At 70.1% G+C, this 23,737-nt stretch carries 19 protein-coding genes, 1 tRNA gene and 1 riboswitch; of the genes, 7 read left to right on the top strand and 13 right to left on the bottom strand.

All coding sequences use genetic code 11. The features are described from left to right. Nucleotides 1-232 precede the first annotated feature (232 nt). Nucleotides 233-1,615 (bottom strand): cystathionine beta-synthase, encoded by a 1,383-nt coding sequence (locus OG594_RS05635; protein ID WP_266602644.1) that lies wholly within the window; start codon nt 1,613-1,615, stop codon nt 233-235. A gap of 128 nt (nt 1,616-1,743) precedes the next feature. Here OG594_RS05635 and OG594_RS05630 point away from each other — a divergent pair, with 128 nt between their 5' ends. From OG594_RS05630 to OG594_RS05620, 3 genes are all read left to right on the top strand, one after another. After that, on the top strand, nt 1,744-2,742 hold the full coding sequence (locus OG594_RS05630) for an SGNH/GDSL hydrolase family protein (RefSeq protein WP_266595754.1): 999 nt from the start codon (nt 1,744-1,746) through the stop codon (nt 2,740-2,742). 131 nt (nt 2,743-2,873) lie between these two features. Then, nucleotides 2,874-4,094, top strand: coding sequence for an acetyl-CoA C-acetyltransferase (locus tag OG594_RS05625; RefSeq protein ID WP_030013026.1), 1,221 nt, complete (start codon nt 2,874-2,876; stop codon nt 4,092-4,094). 547 nt (nt 4,095-4,641) lie between these two features. Beyond that, the gene (locus OG594_RS05620; protein ID WP_266602642.1) at nt 4,642-5,457 is read left to right on the top strand and encodes a hypothetical protein; all 816 of its coding nucleotides are present in this window, start codon (nt 4,642-4,644) and stop codon (nt 5,455-5,457) included. Here OG594_RS05620 and OG594_RS05615 read toward each other — a convergent pair. Further along, nucleotides 5,441-5,779, bottom strand: a complete 339-nt coding sequence (locus tag OG594_RS05615; RefSeq protein ID WP_266595751.1) for a hypothetical protein — start codon at nt 5,777-5,779, stop codon at nt 5,441-5,443. The two genes, OG594_RS05620 and OG594_RS05615, sit on opposite strands and share 17 nt — an antisense overlap. 101 nt (nt 5,780-5,880) lie before the next feature. On the opposite strand from OG594_RS05615, the gene OG594_RS05610 reads away from it, so the two are divergent. Both OG594_RS05610 and OG594_RS05605 read left to right on the top strand, forming a co-directional pair. Next, complete coding sequence (locus tag OG594_RS05610; protein ID WP_030010339.1) at nt 5,881-6,111, top strand: DUF4287 domain-containing protein; 231 nt, start codon at nt 5,881-5,883, stop codon at nt 6,109-6,111. Nucleotides 6,112-6,378: 267 nt separating this feature from the next. Continuing rightward, nucleotides 6,379-7,593 carry an IS110 family transposase gene (locus OG594_RS05605; protein WP_266595748.1) on the top strand — a complete coding sequence of 405 codons (1,215 nt, stop codon included), beginning with the start codon at nt 6,379-6,381 and terminating at the stop codon, nt 7,591-7,593. 178 nt (nt 7,594-7,771) lie between these two features. On the opposite strand, the gene OG594_RS05600 is transcribed toward OG594_RS05605, so the two are convergent. Next, nucleotides 7,772-8,620: a Bax inhibitor-1/YccA family protein gene (locus OG594_RS05600; RefSeq protein ID WP_266595746.1), complete on the bottom strand. Its 849-nt coding sequence runs from the start codon at nt 8,618-8,620 to the stop codon at nt 7,772-7,774. A 431-nt stretch (nt 8,621-9,051) separates the two neighbouring features. Next, nucleotides 9,052-9,136, bottom strand: a tRNA-Leu gene (locus OG594_RS05595). Between the two features lie 407 nt (nt 9,137-9,543). On the opposite strand from OG594_RS05595, the gene OG594_RS05590 reads away from it, so the two are divergent. Both OG594_RS05590 and OG594_RS05585 read left to right on the top strand, forming a co-directional pair. Continuing rightward, nucleotides 9,544-10,308 (top strand): ABC transporter ATP-binding protein, encoded by a 765-nt coding sequence (locus OG594_RS05590; RefSeq protein WP_266602640.1) that lies wholly within the window; start codon nt 9,544-9,546, stop codon nt 10,306-10,308. A 59-nt stretch (nt 10,309-10,367) separates the two neighbouring features. Continuing rightward, on the top strand, nt 10,368-12,911 hold the full coding sequence (locus OG594_RS05585; RefSeq protein WP_266595744.1) for an ABC transporter permease: 2,544 nt from the start codon (nt 10,368-10,370) through the stop codon (nt 12,909-12,911). A 108-nt stretch (nt 12,912-13,019) separates the two neighbouring features. On the opposite strand, the gene OG594_RS05580 is transcribed toward OG594_RS05585, so the two are convergent. The 9 genes from OG594_RS05580 to OG594_RS05540 form a co-directional block, all read right to left on the bottom strand. Beyond that, on the bottom strand, nt 13,020-14,420 hold the full coding sequence (locus OG594_RS05580) for a cyclopropane-fatty-acyl-phospholipid synthase family protein (RefSeq protein WP_266595742.1): 1,401 nt from the start codon (nt 14,418-14,420) through the stop codon (nt 13,020-13,022). Between the two features lie 196 nt (nt 14,421-14,616). Further along, entirely contained in the window at nt 14,617-15,999 is a 1,383-nt protein-coding gene (locus tag OG594_RS05575) for an NAD(P)/FAD-dependent oxidoreductase (RefSeq protein ID WP_266595740.1), read from the bottom strand. Between the two features lie 391 nt (nt 16,000-16,390). Further along, the gene (locus tag OG594_RS05570) at nt 16,391-17,332 is read right to left on the bottom strand and encodes a Ppx/GppA phosphatase family protein (protein ID WP_266595738.1); all 942 of its coding nucleotides are present in this window, start codon (nt 17,330-17,332) and stop codon (nt 16,391-16,393) included. After that, entirely contained in the window at nt 17,329-17,880 is a 552-nt protein-coding gene (locus OG594_RS05565) for a DUF501 domain-containing protein (protein ID WP_266595736.1), read from the bottom strand. The genes OG594_RS05570 and OG594_RS05565 overlap by 4 nt, the downstream gene beginning before the upstream one ends. Nucleotides 17,881-17,936: 56 nt before the next feature. Next, the gene (locus OG594_RS05560) at nt 17,937-18,425 is read right to left on the bottom strand and encodes a septum formation initiator family protein (RefSeq protein WP_266595734.1); all 489 of its coding nucleotides are present in this window, start codon (nt 18,423-18,425) and stop codon (nt 17,937-17,939) included. A gap of 99 nt (nt 18,426-18,524) precedes the next feature. Further along, nucleotides 18,525-19,805: a phosphopyruvate hydratase gene (gene eno / locus OG594_RS05555; RefSeq protein ID WP_189735525.1), complete on the bottom strand. Its 1,281-nt coding sequence runs from the start codon at nt 19,803-19,805 to the stop codon at nt 18,525-18,527. A gap of 291 nt (nt 19,806-20,096) precedes the next feature. Then, nucleotides 20,097-20,825, bottom strand: a complete 729-nt coding sequence (locus OG594_RS05550) for a transglycosylase family protein (protein WP_266595730.1) — start codon at nt 20,823-20,825, stop codon at nt 20,097-20,099. Between the two features lie 3 nt (nt 20,826-20,828). Continuing rightward, a riboswitch (cyclic di-AMP (ydaO/yuaA leader) is annotated at nt 20,829-21,001 on the bottom strand. A 276-nt stretch (nt 21,002-21,277) separates the two neighbouring features. Then, entirely contained in the window at nt 21,278-22,312 is a 1,035-nt protein-coding gene (locus tag OG594_RS05545; RefSeq protein ID WP_266595728.1) for a transglycosylase family protein, read from the bottom strand. Nucleotides 22,313-22,402: 90 nt separating this feature from the next. Next, nucleotides 22,403-23,716, bottom strand: coding sequence for a cytochrome P450 (locus OG594_RS05540; RefSeq protein WP_266595726.1), 1,314 nt, complete (start codon nt 23,714-23,716; stop codon nt 22,403-22,405). Nucleotides 23,717-23,737: the final 21 nt, after the last annotated feature.

The raw sequence follows: 23,737 nt of genomic DNA, 5'->3' as shown, positions 1-23,737 counted from the left end.
GCGCGGTCCGGGAGCCGCTCCGGAGGTACGCACACGCCGTTCCGTGGTGCCGGCCGGGTTCCGGTCTCCCGGACTTCCCTGCCGACACCCACTACTGTGCCGGAGCCGTGTTAAGCGGGTGCTGCCGTCACGTGTCATGCCCGTACCGTTTGCGCGAAGGCCGTGCCACGAGCCGGGTGCCCGGGGTGGGGGCGGGCCATGGGCCCGCCCCGTCCCCCGAGCCGGCCGCAGGCTACTTCGCGGACTTGGCCAGGAAGGCCAGCAGGTCCTGACGGCTCACCACACCGGTGGGCTTGCCCTCGACCAGCACGATCGCCGCGTCCGCCTCGCCGAGCACCGCCATCAGCTCGGACACCGGCTCGCCGGAGCCGACCTGCGGCAGCGGGGAGCTCATGTGCTTCTCCAGCGGGTCGGTCAGGGAGGCCCGCTGGGCGAACAGCGCCGCCAGCAGCTCCTTCTCGACCACGGAGCCGATGACCTCGGCGGCCATCACGTCCGGGTGACCGGCGCCCGGCTTGACGATCGGCATCTGCGAGACGCCGTACTCGCGCAGGACCTCGATGGCCTCGCCGACCGTCTCCTCGGGGTGCATGTGGACGAGGGAGGGGATGCCGCCCTCCTTGTCGTCCAGCACGTCGCCGATGCGCGCGGCGGGGCCGGCCTCCTCCAGGAAGCCGTGTCCCGCCATCCACTCGTCGCTGAAGATCTTGCTGAGGTAGCCGCGGCCGCTGTCCGGCAGCAGGACGACGACCACGTCGTCCGGGCCGAGGCCCTCGGCGGCCTTCAGCGCGGCCACGACGGCCATGCCGCAGGAGCCTCCGACGAGGAGGCCCTCCTCCTTCGCCAGCCGGCGCGTCATCTGGAAGGAGTCCTTGTCGGACACCGCGATGATCTCGTCGGTGACGTTCGGGTCGTAGGCGGTCGGCCAGAAGTCCTCGCCGACGCCCTCGACCAGGTACGGACGGCCGGAGCCGCCGGAGTAGACCGAGCCCTCGGGGTCGGCGCCGATGACCTTGACCTTCCCGCCGCTGACCTCCTTGAGGTAGTTGCCGGTACCGGAGATCGTGCCGCCGGTGCCGACGCCCGCGACGAAGTGGGTGATCTTCCCGTCCGTCTGGTCCCACAGCTCGGGGCCGGTGGTCTCGTAGTGCGAACGGGGGTTGTTCGGGTTGCTGTACTGGTCGGGCTTCCAGGCGCCGGGCTCGCGCGCGAGGCGGTCGGACACGTTGTAGTACGAGTCCGGGTGCTCGGGGTCGACGGCGGTCGGGCAGACGACCACGTCGGCGCCGTACGCGCGCATCACGTTGATCTTGTCCATGGACACCTTGTCAGGGCAGACGAAGATGCACTTGTAGCCCTTTTGCTGGGCCACGATGGCGAGTCCTACCCCCGTGTTGCCGCTGGTCGGCTCCACGATGGTGCCGCCGGGCTTGAGGGCTCCGCTCTGCTCGGCGGCCTCGATCATCCGTACGGCGATCCGGTCCTTCACGGATCCACCGGGATTGAAGTACTCGACCTTCGCAAGGACGGTGGCCTGCAGGCCTTCGGTCACACGGTTGAGCTTCACCAGCGGGGTGTTGCCGACGAGGCTGATCATCGAGTCGTGGAATTGCACCATGTTCTCCAAGGAGGGGACTCCACGGGTTCTCCGGGAGGTCTGGCCAGAGTATGCGGAAAGGGATTGGCCGACCGTCCGTACGGGGCAGGTAGGGATCAATGAGGACCGAGGAGGTGGCCTGAAGGATGTCCAGGGCGAGAACAGCCCGCCGGATCGCGGCGGGGGCAGCGTACGGCGGAGGCGGACTCGGACTGGTCGGGGCCGCCGCGGTCGGGCTGGTGGTGGCCGAGATGCAGTTCGCCAGGCGGGCGGTGGGCTCGGGGCTGCCGGAGCCACCGCGTGCCGACGGGCTGTACGGGAGCGAATTCGGCGGGCCGGAGCAGAGCCCGGGCCCGTTGCGCCTGGGCATGCTGGGGGATTCCACGGCCGCGGGACTGGGCGTGCGGCGGGCCCGGCAGACTCCGGCGGCCCTGATGGCCTCCGGGCTGGCGGCGGTGGCCGAGCGGCCGGTGGAGCTGCGCAACGTGGCCCTTTCGGGGGCCATGTCGGACGACCTGGACCGGCAGGTCGGCCTGCTGCTGGACGGCCCCTCGCCGCCCCCGGACGTCTGCGTGATCATGATCGGCGCGAACGACGTGACCCGCCGGATGCCGCCGACCCAGTCGGTGCGGCTGCTCACCTCGGCCGTGCGCAGGCTGCGCATGGCCGGCTCCGAGGTCGTCGTGGGCACCTGCCCGGACCTGGGCACGATCGAGCCGGTCTACCAGCCGCTGCGCTGGCTGGCGCGCCGGGTCTCGCGGCAGCTGGCCGCCGCGCAGACCATAGGAGTGGTCGCGCTGGGTGCCCGCACGGTCTCGATGGGGGACCTGCTGGGCCCGGAGTTCGCCGCGAACCCGCGCGAGATGTTCGGCCCGGACTCCTACCACCCGTCGGCCGAGGGGTACGCGACCGCCGCCATGGCCGTGCTGCCGACCCTGTGCGCGACACTGGGCCTGTGGCCGGAGTCGGACCGGCTGGACGTGTCCCGGGACGAGGACATGCTGCCGGTGGCGAAGGCCGCGTCGGCCGCGGCGGACCAAGCGGGTACGGAGGTCACGGCCGCCCGTGGCCCCTGGGTGCTGCTCAAGCACCGCCGCCGCCGGCGGGTGCCGGCGACGGATCCGGCCCAACCCGTGGTGCCCTGAGCCCCGTCCGGGCGGCGCCCCGGGGGAGAGTGCGGCCCGTGTCACACGCCCCGGCCGGTGACCTGGACCGTACGGGGCGGTAACTTCGCTTGCGGTCCCGCTCAGAGCCGCAACACACCCTTGGAGTCCCGATGCCCGAAGCCGTCATCGTTTCCACCGCCCGCTCCCCCATCGGGCGCGCCTTCAAGGGGTCCCTCAAGGACGTGCGGCCGGACGACCTGACCGCGACGGTCATCCAGGCCGCCCTGGCCAAGGTCCCCGGGCTGGACCCGCGCGAGATCGACGACCTGATGCTCGGCTGCGGCCTGCCCGGCGGCGAGCAGGGCCACAACCTGGCCCGCATCGTGGCGGTGCAGATGGGCATGGACTTCCTGCCCGGCGCCACCATCACCCGCTACTGCTCCTCCTCGCTGCAGACCTCCCGCATGGCCCTGCACGCCATCAAGGCGGGCGAGGGCGACGTCTTCATCTCCGCGGGCGTCGAGATGGTCTCCCGGTCCGTGAAGGGCTCCTCGGACGGCCTGCCGGACACCCACAACCCGCTCTTCGGCGACGCGGAGGCCCGTACGGCCGCGGTCGCGCAGAGCGAGGGCGCCTCCTGGCACGACCCGCGCGAGGACGGCCTGGTCCCCGACGCGTACATCGCGATGGGCCAGACCGCCGAGAACCTGGCCCGCCTCAAGGGCGTGACCCGCCAGGACATGGACGAGTTCGGCGTCCGCTCGCAGAACCTCGCGGAAGAGGCCATCAAGAACGGCTTCTGGGCCCGCGAGATCACCCCGGTCACCACCCCGGACGGCACCGTCGTCTCCACGGACGACGGCCCGCGCGCCGGCGTGACCCTGGAGGGCGTGCAGGGCCTCAAGCCCGTCTTCCGCCCCGACGGCCTGGTCACGGCCGCCAACTGCTGCCCGCTCAACGACGGCGCCGCGGCGCTGGTCATCATGAGCGACACCAAGGCCCGCGAGCTGGGCCTGACCCCGCTGGCCCGGATCGTCTCCACCGGCGTCACCGGCCTCTCCCCCGAGATCATGGGCCTGGGCCCGGTCGAGGCGTCGAAGCAGGCCCTGAAGCGGGCCGGGCTGACCGTCGGCGACATCGACCTCTTCGAGATCAACGAGGCCTTCGCGGCCCAGGTCATCCCGTCGTACCGGGACCTGGAGATCCCCCTCGACAAGCTGAACGTCAACGGTGGGGCCATCGCCGTCGGTCACCCCTTCGGGATGACCGGTGCGCGCATCACCGGCACCCTGATCAACAGCCTGCAGTTCCACGACAAGCAGTTCGGTCTGGAGACCATGTGCGTGGGCGGCGGCCAGGGCATGGCCATGGTCATCGAGCGCCTGAGCTGAGCCGTAGCGGAGGGTAGGGGTCGCTCCGCCGTGTCGATGTGCGGCTCCGCCGCGTGGCGAGGGGCGGCACCTGCCCGCAGCGGTGGCGAAGCTCAGCGCGACCGGGGAAACCGGCGCCTGAGCTGAGCCGTAGCGGAGGGTAGGGGTCGCTCCGCCGTGTCGATGTGCGGCTCCGTCGCGTGGCGAGGGGCGGCACCTGCCCGCAGCGGTGGCGAAGCTCAGCGCGACCGGGGAATCCGGCGTCCGAGTGAATTCGATCAAGAGCGCGAGCCAGACGCCGCAAGGGATCCGGCCGGATCCCTTGCGGCGTACTGACGCCGGATCTAACCCGGTCGCAGCCGACCTGTGACCAAATTTCCCCCAGGATGTGACCTATCTCCTGGGGGATCGGTGTTTACGCAGGTCAAGGCTGGTACAGATGCGACGTGTGTGACCAAAGCCCTGTCCATTTCGTGACGTAATGCACTGCACGCCATTCCCAGGTCGGGACACTCTGATGTAGGAAGTCGGGGGATCGAATCACCTCAGGAGTTAGTCAGTGAGCGCCATGTCTCTTGCCCTGCTGCTGACCACGGCCGCTGCCACGGCCGTGGGCGCTGCTGCGCTGCACGCCGTCCATGGTCTGCGCAAGCAGGTCGCCGCCCTGCGCACTGAGCTGTCGGTGCCGGTCCACCCCCGCGGTGCGACCGTCCCGCACGCCCGCAGCGCCGTGGAGTCCCCCGCCGCGGAGATACGAGCCGCCGTGGCCGAAGCCCTCGCCGAGGAGCGCGAGCGCGAGCTCGCCGAGGCGCGGGCCTTCTGGGCCGCTCAGGAGGCCCGTGACGCCGCCGACGCCCCCTCGCTGCTGGGCGGCCTGCCCGGGCTCGGCGAGGACAGCCCCGTCTTCCTGCCCCGGCAGGCCGACCTGGTGGGGCTGGAGCCCGTGCTCGGCGAGGAGATCCTCGACGAGCTCCCCGGGTATCCCGAGGATTCGGCCGAGCTGGCCGCCGCGCGCCGGCGCCACCCCTCGCACCCCGACTTCGTACCGGTCCAGGCCTCGCACCCCGGCGCCGACCACGAGCGCACCGTGAACCGCCTGGAGGAGCTCGCGGAGGCCCGTACGGCCCTCGCGGACGTCCGTCCGGGCCCGCTCGGCACGCTCGACGTGTACGTCTTCACCGACGGCACGACGCTGTGCATGACCCCGGGGCACCGGGAGACCGCGGAGCGCCTCGCCGAAGCCCTGCGTTCGGGCACCGCGCCGGTCCTGCTCGGTGGCTCGGGCATCTCCGGCGCCTATGCGCTGACCTTCTCCTGCGGTGACGCCGAGGACCCCGACAGCAATGTCTACATCCTCGCGGACCGCGTCATCGCATCGCTCTGATCTCCGCCTGCTCCACCAGCCGCACGGCCTCGTCCAGCACCTCGGACGGGGCCTTCGCGCTGTCCGGGGCCGCGGCGCGCAGTGCTTCGGCGAGGTCCAGCCCGGTCACCGCCACCTGATCGCCGACCACGAAGATGCCGGCGTCCGGCACCTCCTTCGGCTCCTGCCCGGGCGTCTCGATCCGCTGGGCCCGTACGGAGAGTTCGCGGGCCAGCTCCAGCGCCGCGGCGGCGGCGCCCCGCTGCAGGCGGCTCTGCGGCGCGGCCCGCAGCCGGTCGGCGAAACGTTCCACGACGGCGGTCAGGGGCGAAGTATCAAGCACCCGGCCGACCTTACGCGGCGCCCGGGCACCATTGCCAACGGGCGAACTCTCCGGCACGGTGGCGTGAAGAGAACAGCACGGCAAACCTTCCGGAGGCGCCCATGTCCGTAGAGTTCTCCGAGCAGACACACCGCAACATGATCGACAGAATCCCCCAGACCACCGGTCGTGAAGTGTCCGACTGGCTCCGCACCGTGGACGACGGCCCCTCACTCGTCCGGTTCGAGGAGAAGGTCAGCTGGCTTCGCGGCGCGCACGAGCTGTCGTACGGCCAGGCCAAGGCGATCATCCACGAGTACGACCTGCGCAGAGCCGCACGCCGGTTCGGCTGAGCCCCCCGTTATGTTTTCGCGGTCCTGCAATGGGGCTGCTGGCCTCCGGGCCCGGTATGACTGTGTCCCCTCTGTCGAACGAATGACCTGGGGGGTGGTGTCGCCGGGCCCGGGAGGTGCCGTCGGAGACGCTGATGAGAGACCCGGCCACCGCCCGGCCCGGCGCAATGCCGGGCAGAGATGTGGGCGGCAGGTCTGCATAACGTGGATGCGCGAGCACGGTGCCACCGCCAAGGGCGGCACGGTCAACACCTCTGGAGTCGTGCGATGTTAGACACCGAAGGCATAGGCGTCTTCCTCGGGTTGGACGTCGGCAAGACGGCCCACCATGGCCACGGGCTCACGCCGGCCGGGAAGAAGGTCTTTGACAAGCCGATGCCCAACAGCGAACCGAAGCTGCGGGCCGTGTTCGACAAACTCAAGGCCAAGTTCGGCACTGTCCTGGTGATCGTGGACCAGCCCGCCTCGATCGGCGCCCTGCCCCTGACCGTCGCCCGCGATGCGGGCTGCGAGGTCGCCTACCTGCCCGGACTCGCGATGCGACGGATCGCCGACCTCTATCCGGGAGAGGCGAAAACCGACGCGAAGGACGCCGCGGTCATCGCGGACGCCGCCCGGACGATACCTCACACTCTGCGGTCGCTGGAGCTGACCGACGAGATCACCGCCGAGCTCACGGTGCTGACCGGCTTCGACCAGGACCTCGCGGCCGAGGCCACCCGCACCTCCAACCGGATCCGCGGGCTGCTGACCCAGTTCCACCCCAGCCTCGAGCGGGTGCTGGGCCCGCGCCTGGACCACGCCGCCGTCACCTGGCTCCTCGAGCGCTACGGATCCCCGGCCGCACTACGGAAGGCCGGCCGTCGCAGACTCGTCGAGGTGATCCGGCCCAAGGCCCCGCGCATGGCCGCCCGGCTGATCGACGACGTCTTCGACGCCCTCGACGAGCAGACCGTAGTGGTCCCGGGAACCGGCACCCTCGACATCGTGATCCCGTCGCTGGCCCGCTCGCTGGCCGCGGTCCACGACCACCGCCGGGCCCTGGAAGCCCAGATCAACAGCCTGCTGGAGGCGCACCCTCTTCACCAGGTCCTGACTTCGATGCCGGGAGTCGGAGTCAGGACCGCCGCCGTCCTGCTGGTCACCGTCGGCGACGGCACTGGCTTCGCCAGTGCCGCCCACCTCGCCTCCTACGCCGGCCTCGCCCCCACGACCAGGTCGTCGGGAACCTCGATCCATGGTGAGCACGCACCACGAGGCGGAAACCGGCAACTCAAACGCGCAATGTTCCTCTCCGCCTTCGCCTGCATGAACGCCGACCCGGCCTCCCGCGCCTACTACGACCGGCAACGAGCCCGCGGCAAAACCCACACCCAGGCCCTCCTCCGCCTCGCCCGCCAACGCATCAGCGTCCTGTTCGCCATGCTCCGCGACGGCACCTTCTACGAATCCCGGACCCCCGACGTCACTCTCGCCGCATGACCACCCCAAACACTCGCATACCAGGCACCACGTCCTTGACGAAGGACATAGAGACACCCCCCCTCCCCCGATACCCCGACCGTCCCCGCACCCTGGATGCGGGAAGGCCCCGCGAGCGGTGTGCTCGCGGGGCCTTCCCCGTGCTGTGCGCAGGCCGGTGATCGGCCTGCGGGTCCTGCTAGTCGTCGCCCGAGAGGATCGAGAAGATGCGCAGCATCTCGACGTAGATCCAGACCAGGGTCATGGTGAGGGCGAAGGCCGCCAGCCAGGCCTCCTCGCGCGGGGCACCGTAGGCGATGCCGTCCTCGACCTGCTTGAAGTCGAGGGCGAGGAAGCAGGCGCCGAGGATGACGCCGATGGCACCGAACAGCAGGCCGAGGCCGCCGCTGCGGAAGCCGAGGCCGTCACCGCCGCCGAAGACCGCGAACAGCGAGTTCACGAGCATGAGCAGGATGAAGCCCAGCGTCGCCGCCATCACGAAGCCGTAGAAGCGGCGGGTGACGCGGATCCAGCGCATCTTGTACGCGAAGAGCACGGCGGCGAAGACGCACATCGTGCCCATCACGGCCTGCATGACCACGCCGGGACCGAGGTACGTGCTGACGGCCGCGCTGATCACGCCGAGGAAGACGCCCTCGAAGGCCGCGTAGGCCAGGATCAGGCCCGGGGAGGGCTTGCGCTTGAAGGACTGGACCAGCACCAGGACGAAGGCGATGAGGGCCGCGCCGATGGCGATGCCGTACGACACTCCGAGGTTGTCCGGGTCGACCGGCAGCGCCACCCAGGCGAGGGTCGCCGTCAGGATGAGCGTGCCGAGCGTCATGGCCGTACGGCTCACGACGTCGTCCATGGTCATCACATTGGCGCGGGCCGGGGCCTGCGGCATGCCGGTGGTCGGGTCGGCCGCATACGGGTTGGTCGCGTACGGGTTGGTCCCGGCCTGCTGAGCCTGCGCGTCAAAGCCCGCGTAGCCACCGTTGTCGCGGCTGAACCCCCGTCGCGAGAAGACCGGGTTACTGCTCCTCATCTCACTCCTCCGTGGCCACCGAGCGCGGCCTTGCATCAAGAGTAATGCGCTCGCAAAGAAAGCACCCTACTGCTGGAGGAGGATCTTAGGAGAGGCCACGACGGAGCGCAGTAAATAAAAAGGGGAATCCGCACGTCCGCCGGTTGGGCCGACTCGGCGGGGACGATCCGTCCCGTCCCGTCCGGATCCCGTCCGGTCCGGATCCCGCTCCGGTCACGCCCGGGGGCGCGCGTTCGGGTGCGGCGCACCCCTCTCCTTCACCCGGCCCGGCGTCCGACGGGCGTCCGTCCGGTTGACGTCGCCGCGGAGGACTTCGGGGTTTCCGTACCGGGGAGGCAGTCGCCGTGCGCGCGTTCCGCCGCGTTCCCGGTCCCCGGAAACGGCCGCGCCCCAACGGGGTCGGCCCTGCGGGCCGGACACCGTTCCATTGATGGTGCCCGGAGCCGGACTTGAACCGGCACGGCCCGAAGGCCAGCGAGGTTTAAGCTCGCCGTGTCTGCATTCCACCATCCGGGCAAGGCGTGGCGGCCCCCGTAAAAAAGCCTTGAACGCTGAACCGAGCCTATCCGGATCGCTCCCCCCACCAACCTGCGAACTTTCCGATGTTGTCTGATTTTATTGGCGCTTGAGGGTTCGTCAGGGCTCAGAATCCGCGGTCGGCCCGCTCTGGGCGTCGGTCACCACCTGTGTGGGAATGACGGGATTTCGATGGCCCACGCCACCCCCCGCGCCACCCTCCCCGCCACCCCGGGCCGCTGCCCGTCGATCAGGGTCCTGTCATACCAGAGGAGGACACGCGACCGTCCGCCGTCAGACTCCAGCGGGGCGTGGAACAGGCACGGCGGCTGATCCGGAACGGGGACACCCGCGGCGAGGATGGAAACGTCCCGCACAGCAGACCGAGGAGCCGTCCCGTGACCACCATGAACTACGCCCCGCACACCGCCCAGGCCGTGGCCGCCCGCGCCACCGGCCTCTCCAAGGTGTACGGCCAGGGCGAGACCCAGGTGGTCGCGCTCAAGAACGTCACCGTGGACTTCACGCAGGGGCAGTTCACCGCGATCATGGGCCCCTCGGGCTCCGGCAAGTCCACGCTGATGCACTGCGTCGCGGGCCTGGACACCTTCTCCTCCGGCTCCGTCCGCATCGGCGACACCGAGCTGGGCAGCCTCAAGGACAAGCAGCTCACCCAGCTCCGCCGGGACAAGATCGGCTTCATCTTCCAGGCCTTCAACCTGCTGCCGACCCTGACGGCCCTGGAGAACATCACGCTCCCCATGGACATCGCGGGCCGCAAGCCCGACCAGCAGTGGCTGAACTCCGTGATCGACATGGTCGGCCTCTCGGGCCGGCTCTCCCACCGCCCCACCCAGCTCTCCGGCGGCCAGCAGCAGCGCGTGGCCGTGGCCCGCGCCCTGGCCTCCCGCCCCGAGATCATCTTCGGTGACGAGCCCACCGGAAACCTCGACTCCCGCTCCGGCGCCGAGGTGCTCGGCTTCCTGCGCAACTCGGTGCGCGAGCTCGGTCAGACCGTGGTGATGGTCACCCACGACCCGGTCGCCGCCTCCTACGCGGACCGCGTCATCTTCCTCGCCGACGGCGAGATCGTCCACGAGATGCTCAACCCCACCGCCGACGGCGTGCTCGACCGGATGAAGTCCTTCGACGCCAAGGGCCGCACCAGCTGACCCGGGATCTCCCTCCCCGCCCCTCCTCCAGACTTCCAGCCCCAGGACTGAGATCCCCCATGTTCCGTACAGCCCTGCGCAACGTCCTCGCGCACAAGGCCCGACTGCTGATGACGGTGCTCGCCGTCACCCTCGGCGTCGCCTTCGTCTCCGGCACCCTCGTCTTCACCGACACCCTCAGCAAGGCCATGTCCAACCAGTCCGCGAAGTCCTACGAGGGCGTCGCGGTCTCGATCACCGACGGCGGCGCCAGCCGCGGCGAAGACGGCGGCAAGCAGGGCGACCCCGGCATCAGCCAGCAGACCCTCGACAAGGTCAAGGCGCTCCAGGGCGTCGACTCCGCCTCCGGCCGGGTGACCGGCTTCGCCGGCGTCGGCGACGAGAACGGCAAGCTGATCGGCTCCGGCTGGGCCAACGCCGGCTCCAACTTCGCCCCCGTCAAGGACGGCAAGGACCCGCGCTACACCTTCACCGCCGGCTCCGGCCCGACCAAGGCCGACCAGGTCGCCCTCGACAAGGACAGCGCGGCCAAGGGCAAGTACCAGGTCGGTGACAAGATCCGGGTCGCCACCAACGGCCCGGTCCAGGAGTACACCCTCTCCGGCGTCTTCACCACCGAGGACGGCGCGGTCAACGCGGGCGGCAGCCTGGTCCTCTTCGACACCGCGGTCGCCCAGGAGCTGTACCTCCAGCCCGGCTTCTACAGCGAGGTCTCCGTCGCGGCCAAGGCCGGCACCGGCGCCGACCAGCTGCTGACCCAGATCAAGCCGCTGCTGGGCGAGAACTCCCACGCGCAGACCGGCGCGGCCCTCGCCGCCCAGCAGGCCAAGTTCATCGAGCAGGGCATGGCCGGCATGAGCCAGGGCCTGCTGATCTTCGCCGGCGTCTCCCTGTTCGTCGGCATCTTCCTCATCTACAACACCTTCACGATGCTGGTCGCCCAGCGCACCAAGGAGCTGGCCCTGCTCCGCGCCGTCGGCGCCAACCGCGGCCAGGTCAAGCGCTCGGTCCTCGCCGAGGCCGCCGTCGTCGGCTCCATCGCCGCGGTCATCGGTCTGGCCACCGGCATCGGCCTGGCGGTCGCGATGCGCTCCGCGATGGGGCTCCTCGAAGCCAAGATCCCGGCCGGCGACCTGATCATCGCGCCGACGACGGTCGTGACGGCCCTGGTCATCGGCGTCGTGGTCACCATGCTCGCCGCCTGGCTGCCGGCCCGCCGCACCGCCAAGATCGCCCCGGTCGCCGCCATGGGCAGCGCCCACCTCCCGGCGACCATGAAGTCCCTGGTGCTGCGCAACTCCATCGGCAGCGTGCTCGCCCTCATCGGCATCGGTGTGGTCCTGCTCGGCGTGAGCCAGAAGAGCGACGGTCGCACGACCATCGCCGCCGGCGCGTTCTTCCTGGTCATCGGCCTGTTCGTGCTGCTGCCGATGCTGTCCCGCCCGGTGATCGCCACGGTCCGCCCGCTGCTGGAGAAGGTCTTCGGCGTCGCCGGCAAGCTGGCCGCGCAGAACGCGCTCCGCAACCCGCGCCGCACCGCGGTCACCGCGGCCTCCCTGACCATCGGCCTGACCCTGGTCACCGCCATGTCGGTCATCGGCATCACCGTCGGCCAGGCCATCGACAAGCTCACCGTTCAGAACGTCAAGGCCGACTACCGGGTCACGATGGCCGCCGAGGGCATGAACCTCGACAAGTCCGTCCTCCCCGCACTGGAGAAGGGCAAGGGCGTCATCGCCGTCTCCCCGAAGACCCTTGAGGTCGTCAAGCTCGGTGACTCCTCCCAGATGGTCAACGGCGTCAACCCGGCCGCTCTCGCCCAGCTGCTGAACGTCCGCACCACCAGCGGCGACCTCGCCGCCCTGGGCGAGGGCAAGCTGATGGTCTCCGCCAAGGAGGCGAAGGAGAAGGGGCTGACGGTCGGCTCCGCCCTCGACGCCCAGTACGACGACGGCCAGAAGGGCAAGCTCCAGGTCGGCGCGATCTTCGACACCAAGGGCCAGTTCGGCGACTACGTCCTCGACAACAAGATCCTGGCCTCGCACAACGAGACCCAGTACCTGCCCGAGGTCCTCGTCAAGACCAACGGCGGCACCTCCGCGGCGAACCAGCAGGCCGTCATCGACGCCCTCGGCAAGAACCCGGCCATCAAGGTCGCCGACAAGGCCGGCATCCGCAACGAGGCGGCCGGCCAGATGAACACCGCCCTGAACATCATGTACGGCCTGCTCGGCATGGCCCTGATCATCGCGGTGCTCGGTGTGATCAACACCCTCGCGATGTCGGTCTACGAGCGCCAGCAGGAGATCGGCATGCTGCGCGCCGTCGGCCTGGACCGCGGCAGGGTCAAGAACATGATCCGGCTGGAGGCCGTGGTGATCTCGCTCTTCGGCGCGGTCCTCGGCATCGGCGTCGGCGTCTTCCTCGCCTGGGCCGGCGGCAAGACCATCGCCGGCTCCATCCCGGGCTACGAGCTGGTCATCCCCTTCGACCGGATCGGGATCTTCTTCGTCCTCGCCGGACTGGTCGGTGTCCTGGCCGCCATGTGGCCGGCCCGCAGCGCCGCCCGCCTGAACATGCTCACCGCCATCAAGACGGAGTAGCAGCAGGGACGGCGGAAGGGCCCCGGGGCACGTTGCCCCGGGGCCCTTCCCGTTTCCCTGCCCGTTTCCCTTCCGGTGCCCCTGCCCGTGCCCGTGCGCGTGGTCCTGCTAGACCGTTTCTGCGTCCCAGGTGCGCAGCCGCAGCGGCAAGCGGGCGTCCCCGGCGGCCGTGGGCCGCACCGCCAGCACCTGGTTGACGCCCAGTCGGCCCCGCTCGAAGCCGAGCGCGCAGGCCGCCATGTAGAGCTGCCAGACCCGGGCCCGCCCGGGCGAGGTCAGTCGGACCGCCTCCGCCCAGTGCTCCTCCAGTCGGGCCACCCAAGCCCGCAGGGTCAGCCCGTAGTGCTCGCGCAGCGCCTCCACGTCGCGGACCTCGAAGCCGGCCCGCTCCAGTTCGCCGACGGTGGTGCCGAGCGGGGAGAGCTCGCCGTCCGGGAAGACGTAGGCGTCGATGAACTCGTCGACCCGGTACGCCTCCTCGTCCGGCTCCGGCGGACGGGCGATCTGGTGGTTCAGCAGCCGCCCGCCGGGGCGCAGCAGGGCGTGCAGGGTGCGGGCGTAGTCCCGGTAGCGGTCGGCCCCGACGTGTTCGGCCATCCCGATGGAGGAAATGGCCTCGTACGGCCCGTCCTTGACGTCCCGGTAGTCCTGGATCCGGATGTCCACCAGATCGGTCAGTCCCTCGTCCGCGACCCGCTTGCGGGCGTACACGGCCTGCTCGCGGGAGAGCGTGACGCCGGTGACCCGGACCCCGTACTCCCGGGCGGCGTGCAGCGCCATGGAGCCCCAGCCGCAGCCGACGTCGAGCAGCCGGTCCCCGGGCCGCAGGGCGAGCTTGCGGCAGACCAGGTCGAGCTTGTCGCGCTGGGCCCGTTCCAGGGTGGAGCCGGGGCTCCAGTAGGCGCAGGAGTACACCATCGAGGGGCCCAGCACGCGTGCGTAGAAGTCGTTGCCGACGTCGTAGTGGTGACTGACGGCCCGGCTGTCCCGGCTCTTGCTGTGGCGTGTTCCGCCCCGTCGGGCCGCCTCTTCGGCGGGGGGCGCGGGCGGCGGCAGCGGTCCGGCGAGGGCGATCAGTTCGCGTGCGGCGGCCCGGTGGGCGGCGTCGCGCCACCTCGCCCCCGGCAGGTCGCGCAGCGCCGGGAGCCCGACGCTGCGGGCGATGCTCCCGAGGGCCGCGAGCGGCCCGGGCCCGGACTGGGCCGTGGAGACGGCGGGGTCGACGGGCGGCAGGTCCGGCTCGCGTTCCCACAGCAGGCCCGCCACCCGCTCCAGCAGATCGAACAGACTGCCTTCGACCGTCAGTTCGCCCGCCACCCAGGCCCGGGCCAGCCCCAGCTCGCCGGGCCTCCACAGCATCCGGCGCACGGCGCGGCGGTCGTGGATGACGAGCACGGGGCCGTCGGGCGGGCCGGCCTCGCTGCCGTCCCAGGCCCGCACGCGTACCGGCAGCGGGGCACCCAGCAGGGTCTCGGCAACAACGGCGAGCCGCGGCGCGGCGTCGGTCATGGCGCACCTCCACAAAAGCTCCGACCCCTCCGTCTACCCATCCCGGGCCCCGGGTACGCCGAAGGGGCCGCCCGCACCACGGATGGCGGGCGACCCCTTCGGGTTCGTACAGGTCCTACAGGTCGTACAGGTCGTGCAGGTGGAGCGGACGGAGCAGGTGAACCGGGTGCGGCTCAGGTCCTGCCGGTCACACCGGTCAGGCCTTGGCCTTCGCGGCCGGGGCAGCGGCGGCGGCCGGGGCCGGCGCCGGCTTGGCGGCCTCGTAGAACTCCTCGCGGGGAGTCTCCAGCGCACCGAGGGAGACGACCTCGCGCTTGAGGAACATCGCGAGGGTCCAGTCGGCGAAGACGCGGATCTTGCGGTTCCAGGTCGGCATGGCCATGCCGTGGTAGCCACGGTGCATGTACCAGGCCAGCCGGCCCTTGAGCTTGATCTTCGTCTTGCCCATGACGATCATCGCGACGCCCTTGTGGAGGCCGAGACCCGCCACCGCGCCCTTGTTGGAGTGCGAGTACGGGTGCTGCGGGAAGCCCCGCATGCCCGAGATCACGTTGTCGCCGAGGACCTTGGCCTGGCGCAGCGCGTGCTGGGCGTTCGGCGGGCACCAGGCGTTCTCGACACCGGCCTTGCGGGCGGCGACGTCCGGGACCTGGGCGTTGTCGCCGGCGGCCCAGATGTAGTCCGTGCCCGTGACCTGGAGGGTCGGCTGGGTGTCCACGTGGCCGCGGGGGCCCAGCGGCAGGCCGTAGCGGGCCAGGGCCGGGTTCGGCTTGACGCCGGCGGTCCACACGATGGTGTTGGAGTCGACCTCGAGGCCGTTCTTCAGCACCACGTGGCCGTCCACGCAGGAGTCCATGGAGGTGCTGAGGTAGATCTCGATGCCGCGGGACTCGAGGTGCTCCTTGCCCCAGGCGCCGAGCTTGGGCCCGACCTCGGGAAGGATCTTGTCGGCCGCGTCGACCAGGATGAAGCGCATGTCCTCGCGCTTGATCGTGGAGTAGTACTTCGCGGCGTCCCGGGCCATGTCCTCGACCTCACCGATGGTCTCCGCACCGGCGAAGCCGCCGCCGATGAAGACGAAGGTGAGGGCCTTGCGGCGGACGTTCTCGTCCGTCGTGGACTCGGCCTTGTCGAGCTGTTCGAGGACGTGGTTGCGCAGGCCGATGCCCTCTTCCACGCCCTTCATGCCGATGCCCTGTTCGGCGAGGCCGGGGATCGGGAAGGTGCGGGAGACGGCGCCGAGCGCAATCACCAGGTAGTCGAAGGGCAGCTCGTACGCCTCGCCGACGAGCGGCGTGACGACGGCGACCTTGCGGTCCTGGTCGATGCTGGTGACCCGGCCGGTGAGAACCTCTGCCTTGGGCAGCACGCGTCGCAGCGGGACGACGACGTGCCGAGGCGAGATACTGCCTGCGGCCACTTCAGGGAGGAAGGGCTGGTAGGTCATGTACGAGCGCGGGTCGACGACCGTGACGGTCGCCTCGCCGTAGCGCATCTTCTTCATGATGCGCTTGGCTGCGTACAGGCCTACGTACCCACCTCCTACAACGAGGATCCTGGGACGCTCCGTGGTGCTCATGGAACGAGTATCCAGCACCCAAAGGGGTGTCGCTCGTGAGCCCCTTCACAAGGACGGAGAGGCCCTCTGCTACACTCCGCCGCCCACGTGACGGAGGTCATGACGCGCGACGGGAACCAGAAGACGTCCGGAGTCGTTGTTCACCCGTCCTGAACTGGTCTCCAGGGCCAAAAGCGGACTGAACCACAGAGGTTCATCCTTACCTCTGACGCGCATCCCGCCGCCTCCGCGGATCGCACGAACGCGCGCAAAAAAGGGCCTGAGGGCCTCCAGAAGGCCCCGAAGGGCACTTCCTTTGGTCCAACAGACCCTTTTTCCTTGTGAAGAACTTCACGAACTTAAATGTGGATCACGGGCCCAAGAGCCCTTCACGACCTGCTTCGAAGGTCGTTCAGGCGATGGACCAAGCGATTCCATCGAGGATGTCGTGCTCCGACACGACAACCTCCGAAGCGCCGATGCGTTCCATGATCGCCAAAAGGACGAGCGCGCCCGCGCCGATCACGTCCACCCGACCCGGATGCATGACGGGGATCGCCGCGCGCTCGGCGTGCGTCGCGCTCAGCATCCGCTCGCTGATCGCGCGCACCTGCTCGTAGGAGATCCGGGAGTGGTGGATCGCGGACGATTCGTACGCCGTCAGCCCCAGCGCGATCCCGGCGACCGTGGTCACCGAGCCGGCCAGACCCACCAGCGTGCGCGCCTCGGCCAGCGGGACGCTCTCGGCGGCCAGGTCCAGCGCCGCCTCGATGTCGGCGCGGATCGCGGCGACCTGCTCGGCCGTCGGCGGGTCGGTGACGACCCCGTCCACCACCAGGTGCCGCTCGGTCATCCGGACGCAGCCGATGTCCACGGACCGCGCGGCCCGTACGTGCTCCTCGCCGACCACGAATTCGGTCGAGCCGCCGCCGATGTCCACCACCAGGAACGGCCGCTCCAGGTGCTCGTGGGCCGTCAGCTCCTTGGTCGCGCCGGTGAAGGAGAACTCCGCCTCCTGGTCACCGGAGATCACCTCGGGCTCGACCCCCAGGATGTCCAGGACGCCCCGGACGAAGTCCGCGCGGTTCTCGGCGTCCCGGGAGGCGGAGGTCGCCACGAAGCGCACCCGCTCCGCGCCGAACTCCTTGATCGCTCCCGCGTACTCGCGGCAGGCGGCGAAGGTGCGCTCCAGCGCCTCCGGGGCCAGGCGCCCGGTCCGGTCCACGCCCTGACCGAGCCGGACGATGGTCATCCGGCGGTCCAGCTCGACCAGCTCGCCGGTGGCCGGGTCGCAGTCCGCCACGAGCAGCCGGATGGAGTTCGTACCGCAGTCGACGGCGGCGACCCGGGTCACGTCCGCGGCTCCTCGTCGTCCGTCTTCTTCTCCCCGCACGGGACGACGCAGGCGCCCTTGGCCCACCACTCCGGCAGCATGGCGAGGGCCTCGTCGCCGAACGGGTTCACCCCGGGGCCGGCGGCCAGGGAGTGGCCGACCAGCACGTGCAGGCACTTCACCCGGTCCGGCATGCCGCCGGCGCTCGGGAAGCCCTGGAGCACCTCGATGGCGTCGCGCCGCTGGATGTAGTCCTCGTGGGCGGCCTGGTAGGCGGCGGCCAGTTCCTTGTCCTCGGCGAGCCGGGCCTGCATCTCCTTCATCACGCCGTTGGCCTCCAGCGTGCCGATCGCGGAGGCCGCGCGCGGGCACGTCAGGTAGTACAGCGTCGGGAAGGGGGTGCCGTCGGGGAGCCGCGGGGCGGTCTCCACCACGTCCGGCTGCCCGCAGGGGCAGCGGTGCGCGATGGCGCGCAGCCCGCGCGGCGGGCGGCCGAGCTGCTGCTCGAACGCCTCGATGTCCGCGTCGGTCGGCTCGGTCCGGTCGGTCTGGGGCGGGGGCGTCTGCATGCCTGGAGGAAGTCTCTTCGTTCTCGTGGATGGGTGCTGCGGTACGGCGGTACGGATCACTCGCCGGGGCGGTCGGCCTTGTCGACGCCGTCCCAGACGTTGGAGTACCAGGGGCGGTCGGAGCCGGCGTGGCCGGTCCGGTGCGGCTGCGGGGACTGGGCCCCGGGGTCGCTCATGATGTAGCCGATCTCCCCCGGGCGCAGGAAGTGCAGGTGCTTGCGCGCCTGCTGCTCCGCGTAGGCGTCGTCCTGCCAGCGGGCCTTCTCGTCGCGGAGCCGCTCCAGGCGGTCCCGCGCGGCCGCGGCGGCCCGCTGCTGCTTCGCGATCTCCGAACGCTGGGAGACGTACTGGCGCATCGGATACGCGAGGGCGACGACCAGCGTACAGAGGACGAGCACCAGGAGCGCGGCGCGGCCGGTGAGCCGGCTGCGGCGGACCTGGCGCCGCGACTGCGACCGGTAGACGTGGGCGGCGGTCCGCTCGCCGAGCTGCTTGAGCCTCGTCGCGGTGGAGAAGGTGGAGAACCGATCCCGGTTCCCGGCCATTGGTCCGCCTCCCCTAGGTACGCACTACGCAATACGTCCCCGCACACGGTACGGGACCGAGTGCGGGGACGTACGGAGGCCAGCCCCTCAGGGGGGTGATTAGCCCTTGAAGCGCGGGAAGGCGCTGCGGCCCGCGTACACCGCGGCGTCGTCGAGGATCTCCTCGATGCGCAGCAGCTGGTTGTACTTGGCGACGCGGTCCGAGCGGGCCGGGGCGCCGGTCTTGATCTGACCGCAGTTCACGGCGACGGCGAGGTCGGCGATGGTGACGTCCTCGGTCTCACCGGAACGGTGGGACATCATGCACTTGAAGCCGTTGCGCTGGGCCATCTCGACGGCGTCCAGGGTCTCGGTCAGCGAACCGATCTGGTTCACCTTCACGAGCAGGGCGTTCGCGGAGCCCTCTTCGATGCCGCGGGCCAGACGCTCCGGGTTCGTGACGAACAGGTCGTCACCGACGATCTGGACCTTGGCGCCGAGGCGGTCGGTGATGGTCTTCCAGCCGTCCCAGTCGTCCTCGAACAGCGGGTCCTCGATGGAGACCAGCGGGTACGCCTCGACGAGCTCGGCGTAGTAGTCGGTCATCTCGGCGGCCGAGCGGGACTTGCCCTCGAACTCGTACTGGCCGTCCTTGTAGAACTCGGACGCGGCGACGTCGAGCGCGAGCGCGATGTCCTTGCCCGGGGTGTAACCGGCCTGCTTGATGGCCTCGATGATGAGGTCGAGCGCGGCGCGGTTGGACTCCAGGTTCGGGGCGAAGCCGCCCTCGTCGCCCAGGCCGGTGGAGAGGCCCTTGGTGTGCAGGACCTTCTTGAGGGTGTGGTAGACCTCGGCACCCCAACGCAGCGCCTCGGAGAAGGACTCCGCGCCGATGGGGGCGATCATGAACTCCTGAATGTCCACGTTGGAGTCGGCGTGCGACCCACCGTTGAGGATGTTCATCATCGGAACGGGCAGCAGGTGCGCGTTCGGACCGCCGAGGTAGCGGAAGAGCGGGAGGTCCGAGGCCTCGGACGCGGCGTGCGCGACGGCCAGGGACACGCCGAGGATGGCGTTGGCGCCGAGCGAGCCCTTGTTGTCGGTGGCGTCCAGGTCGAACATGGCCTGGTCGATCAGGCGCTGCTCGGTGGCGTCGTAGCCGACGAGCTCCGGGCCGATCTGCTCGATGACGGCGAGGACGGCCTTCTCGACACCCTTGCCGAAGTAACGGTTGGGGTCACCGTCACGGAGCTCGATGGCCTCGAATGCACCGGTGGAGGCGCCGGACGGAACGGCAGCACGGCCGGTGCTGCCATCGTCGAGGCCCACCTCGACCTCGACCGTGGGGTTGCCTCGGGAGTCCAGGATTTCCCGGGCTACGACGACGTCGATGGACGGCACGAGCATCTCCTTCTGGGATGTGACGCTGAGTGTGCGGTGGCGTGTCAGGCCGTGGGATGGCCTTGCCGCCTAGAGCCTAACCGGCTCCGGGCACTGGGCCGCCCGACCGCCCGGACCCTGGGACGAAAAAGCGACCGAATACCCCTCTTCCGGGACATAGGTCGCTTGATCATCGGCCTTCGGGGGCCGCACGCAGCACCGCCCGGCGCGTGGGGCACGCGCCGGGCGGTGGAAATCATGCACGGGGTCAGCTGACGCCCCGTACACGTTCCCGTGGCTTTGCCGCAGTGTTCAGCTGAGCTTCAGCTTCTGTCCCGGGAAGATCAGGTCGGCGTCCGAGACGATGTCCTTGTTCAGCTCGAAGAGCTGCTGCCAGCCGCCCTTGACGCCGTTGGCCTCGGCGATGGTGCCCAGGGTGTCGCCCGCCTTGACCTCGTACGAGCCGTTGCCGGTCTTCGGCGCCTCGGTGCGCTCGGAGCGGGTGGTCGGAGCCTCGGGGCGCTTGGTCTCCTGCTTCGGCGCGGCCTTGGTCTCGACCTTCTTGGTCTCGACCTTCGGCTGCGGCTTCGACTGCGGCTTGCTCTGCGGCTTGGACTGCGGCTTCGACGCCGGGGTCTCGGAGCCGCCACCGGTGTAGGCGGAGTTCGTCAGGCCCTTGCCGCAGGACGGCCAGGCGCCCTTGCCCTGGCTCTTGAGGACCTTCTCGGCGACGGCTATCTGCTGCGACTTGGAGGCCTGGTTGGCCTGCGGGGCGTACGACTTGCCACCGAACCCGGCCCACGTGGAGGGCGAGAACTGCAGACCGCCGTAGTAGCCGTTGCCCGTGTTGATGGACCAGTTGCCACCGGACTCGCACTGCGCGACCTTGTCCCACTCGGACGTGGTGGCGGCGCTGGCGGTGCCCGCGGCCATCAGGGGGGCGGCCACGGCCACACCGGCGACACCGGCGAGCGTGACGATCCGGACAGACCGCTCGATTGCAGTACCGCGACGGTGCTTGCCCTTGCCGGAAAGCAGCATGGAGTTTCTCCTCACCGACGCCTACGAGGTGAGCTGTCGGGTTCGGGCGAGTGAGTTGCCCGGCCGTGCGACCTAGCGCACGTCTTAACCCCAAGCCGGTGGCGTGACCGTCTCTCAACGGCCGCTCCCGGCACCTACCTTGGTTCCCCCGCTCCTGCCTTCGGCGCTTGACGCGACGACTGTTCCCCCCGTCCGCCGGCAGGATTCGGCGATGCGGTCGAAGGAGCTCGCGGTGGCGAGCGATTCAGAAGGTAGACAGGTCTCTCCCCGATGTTCAACGAGGAACATCGGGGAGAAACGGGCCCTACTTGCGTTCCCCGCAGGGGTATTTGCGCAGGTGAGGGCTGGGTTTGCGGAAGCCCCGAGGCGGGACACGCCAGTTGACCGGAAGAGACACATGTCTCACTTACAGAAATCCGACATTCAACTCTTTCCGGATAACTGAACTGTCCTTATTGCGGGGTTAGATCCAGGTTCTGGCCGGGCTTGATCAGGTCGGCGTCCTCGCCGATGACTTGCTCATTGGCCTGGTAGAGACCGTTCCAGCCCCCCTTTACGCCCTTGGCAACCGCGATGGTCGCCAGGCTGTCGCCCGCCTGGACCGTGTAGGTGGGGTCCGACGCGGCCTTGGGCGGGACCGCCGGCTCGGCTTCCGGCGCACCGCGGTGCTTGCCGTTGCCCTCGACAGGAGTGGTGGAGGTGGTCTGCGGGACCTGCGGGTTCGCAGGGGCCGTCGGGTCGACCGGGGGCAGTCCCGGCGTGGTGGGCGAGGTGGTGGGCGCGGTCGGGTCCACCGGCGTCGTCGGCGCCGTCGGGTCGACGGGGGTCGGCGTGCCGGTCGGACCGCCCGGCTGGACCGGAGCCGTCGGGTCGACCGGAGGCGTCGTCGGGACGTCCGGCGCGGGCATGACGGGCAGTCCGATGGACGGCGCGTCGGGAATCAGGAACGGGGTGCTGGACGGGCTCGGAGCCGGGGCCGGGGTCGGCGACCCGTAGTCCGTGGACGGCTTGCCGCCGCCGGTGGACGGAACGGCGTCGTCCGGGCGGGACGGCGCGGGGGCGACCGGGCTCTGACTGCCGGGCAGACCGGGGTCCACCTTCGCGGCGGGGCTCTCCTTGACCAGACCGGCCGAGGCCGCGCACAGCGGCCAGGCCTGCGGTCCCGTCGAGCCCAGCACCCGCTCGGCGACGGCTATCTGCTGGGAACGGCTCGCCAGGTCGGGGCGCTCGGCGAAGTCGAGCCCGCCGGCGCTCTGCCACTCTTCCTGGGTGAACTGGAGTCCGCCGTAGGCGCCGCTACCGAAGTTCGCGCTCCACGAGCCGCCGCTCTCGCACTCGGCGACCTTGTCCCACGTCGACGTGTCGGCGGCGGTGGCGCTGGTGGCGGCCAACAGCGGCATGGCCAGCGCAGAGCCAGTGACTCCGGCTGTGACGACCAGCGCGGGGACCTGGCGGGGGCGTCTGTGACGGCCGTTCCCGGAGAGCATGAGGGATCACCTTTCGCATATAACAGCGGGGTAACGGCAGAACCTAGCGGCCTTCGAACGATTGTCACAAGTCAAGGCCGAACCTGACTTTTAATCAGCTTTCGCGCAAGTGTTTTGAGGCGCGAATCGAACGGGAAGGGTGCGCAGCCCTCGCATGATCAACCCCCCGCGCCAGCGCAGGTCTTGGGATGGAACGGCAAGTTCCAGATCGGGCAGACGCGTCAGCAAAGTGGCGAGCGCGGTTTGTCCTTCGAGTCGGGCGAGCGGGGCGCCCAGGCAGTAGTGGATGCCGTGCCCGTATCCGAGGTGCTGGTTGTCCGTCCGGGAGAGGTCGAGGGTGTCCGGGTCCGCGAAGCGCTCCGGGTCCCGGTCGGCGGCCGCGAGGACGACCAGGACCGGGTCGCCGGTCTCGATCCGCATGCCGCCGAGGGTGAGCGGCTCGGTGGCGAAGCGCCAGGTCGCCAGCTCCACCGGGCCGTCGTAGCGCAGCAGTTCCTCGACCCCGGTGGCCAGCAGTCCGCTCTCCCCGGCGGCGAGGGAGCGCTGGAGGCGCTCGCGCTGTCCGGGGTTCATGAAGAGGGAGTGGACGCCGTTGCCGATGAGGTTCACGGTGGTCTCGAAACCGGCGAAGAGCAGGATGAAGGCCATGGCGGTGGCCTCGCCCTCCGTCAGATGGTCGCCGTGATCGCTCGCCCGGATCAGGTCGGAGATCAGGTCATCGCCCAGATCATCCCTTTTGCGGTGAATGAGTTCACCGAGGTAGGTCCGCATCTGCTTGACCGACCGGGCCACCCCACCGCGCGGACCGCCGCCGTGGCGGATCATCATGCCGGCCCAGTCGCGGAAGTCGTCCTGGTCCTCGCGCGGTACCCCGAGCATCTCGCAGATGGCGTAGATGGGGAGCGGGAAGGCGAACTCGTGAATGAGATCAGCCTCACCTTTCCCCGCGAAGGCGTCGATCAGGTGGTCGGTGAGCGCCTGCACCCGCGGGGCGAACTCGGCGACCCTGCGCGGGGTGAAGGCCTTCGACACCAGCCGCCGCAGCCGGGTGTGGTCGGGCGGATCGATGTTGAGCAGGTGCGTCATCAGCTCCGCCTTGCGCTCCCCCGGGATCCCGGTCTTGCCCTTGGCGTGCGCGGGCTCCGCGTGGTGCGCCGGATTCTTGCTGAGCCGCTGGTCGGCGAGGGCCTGGCGGGCGTCGGCGTACCGGGTGACGAGCCACGCCTCGACCCCGCTGGGCAACTTGGTGCGGTGCACCGGGGAGTGCTCGCGCAGCCAGGCGTACGCCGGGTAGGGGTCGGTCGCGAACTCCCAGTCGAAGAGGGTGGGGCCCTCGGTGGAAGAGGTGTCGGCGGGAGTGTCCGCGGGGGATTCGGCGGGGTTTCCGGAGGTCTGCTCGTGCACCAGATGACCGTATCCCGGCGC

Origin of the sequence: Streptomyces sp. NBC_01214 (genome assembly GCF_026340975.1) — a bacterium.
Lineage (GTDB): Bacteria > Actinomycetota > Actinomycetes > Streptomycetales > Streptomycetaceae > Streptomyces.
Note: the sequence above shows the minus strand (reverse complement) of the source record. Positions and strands in the feature narration are given on the sequence as shown.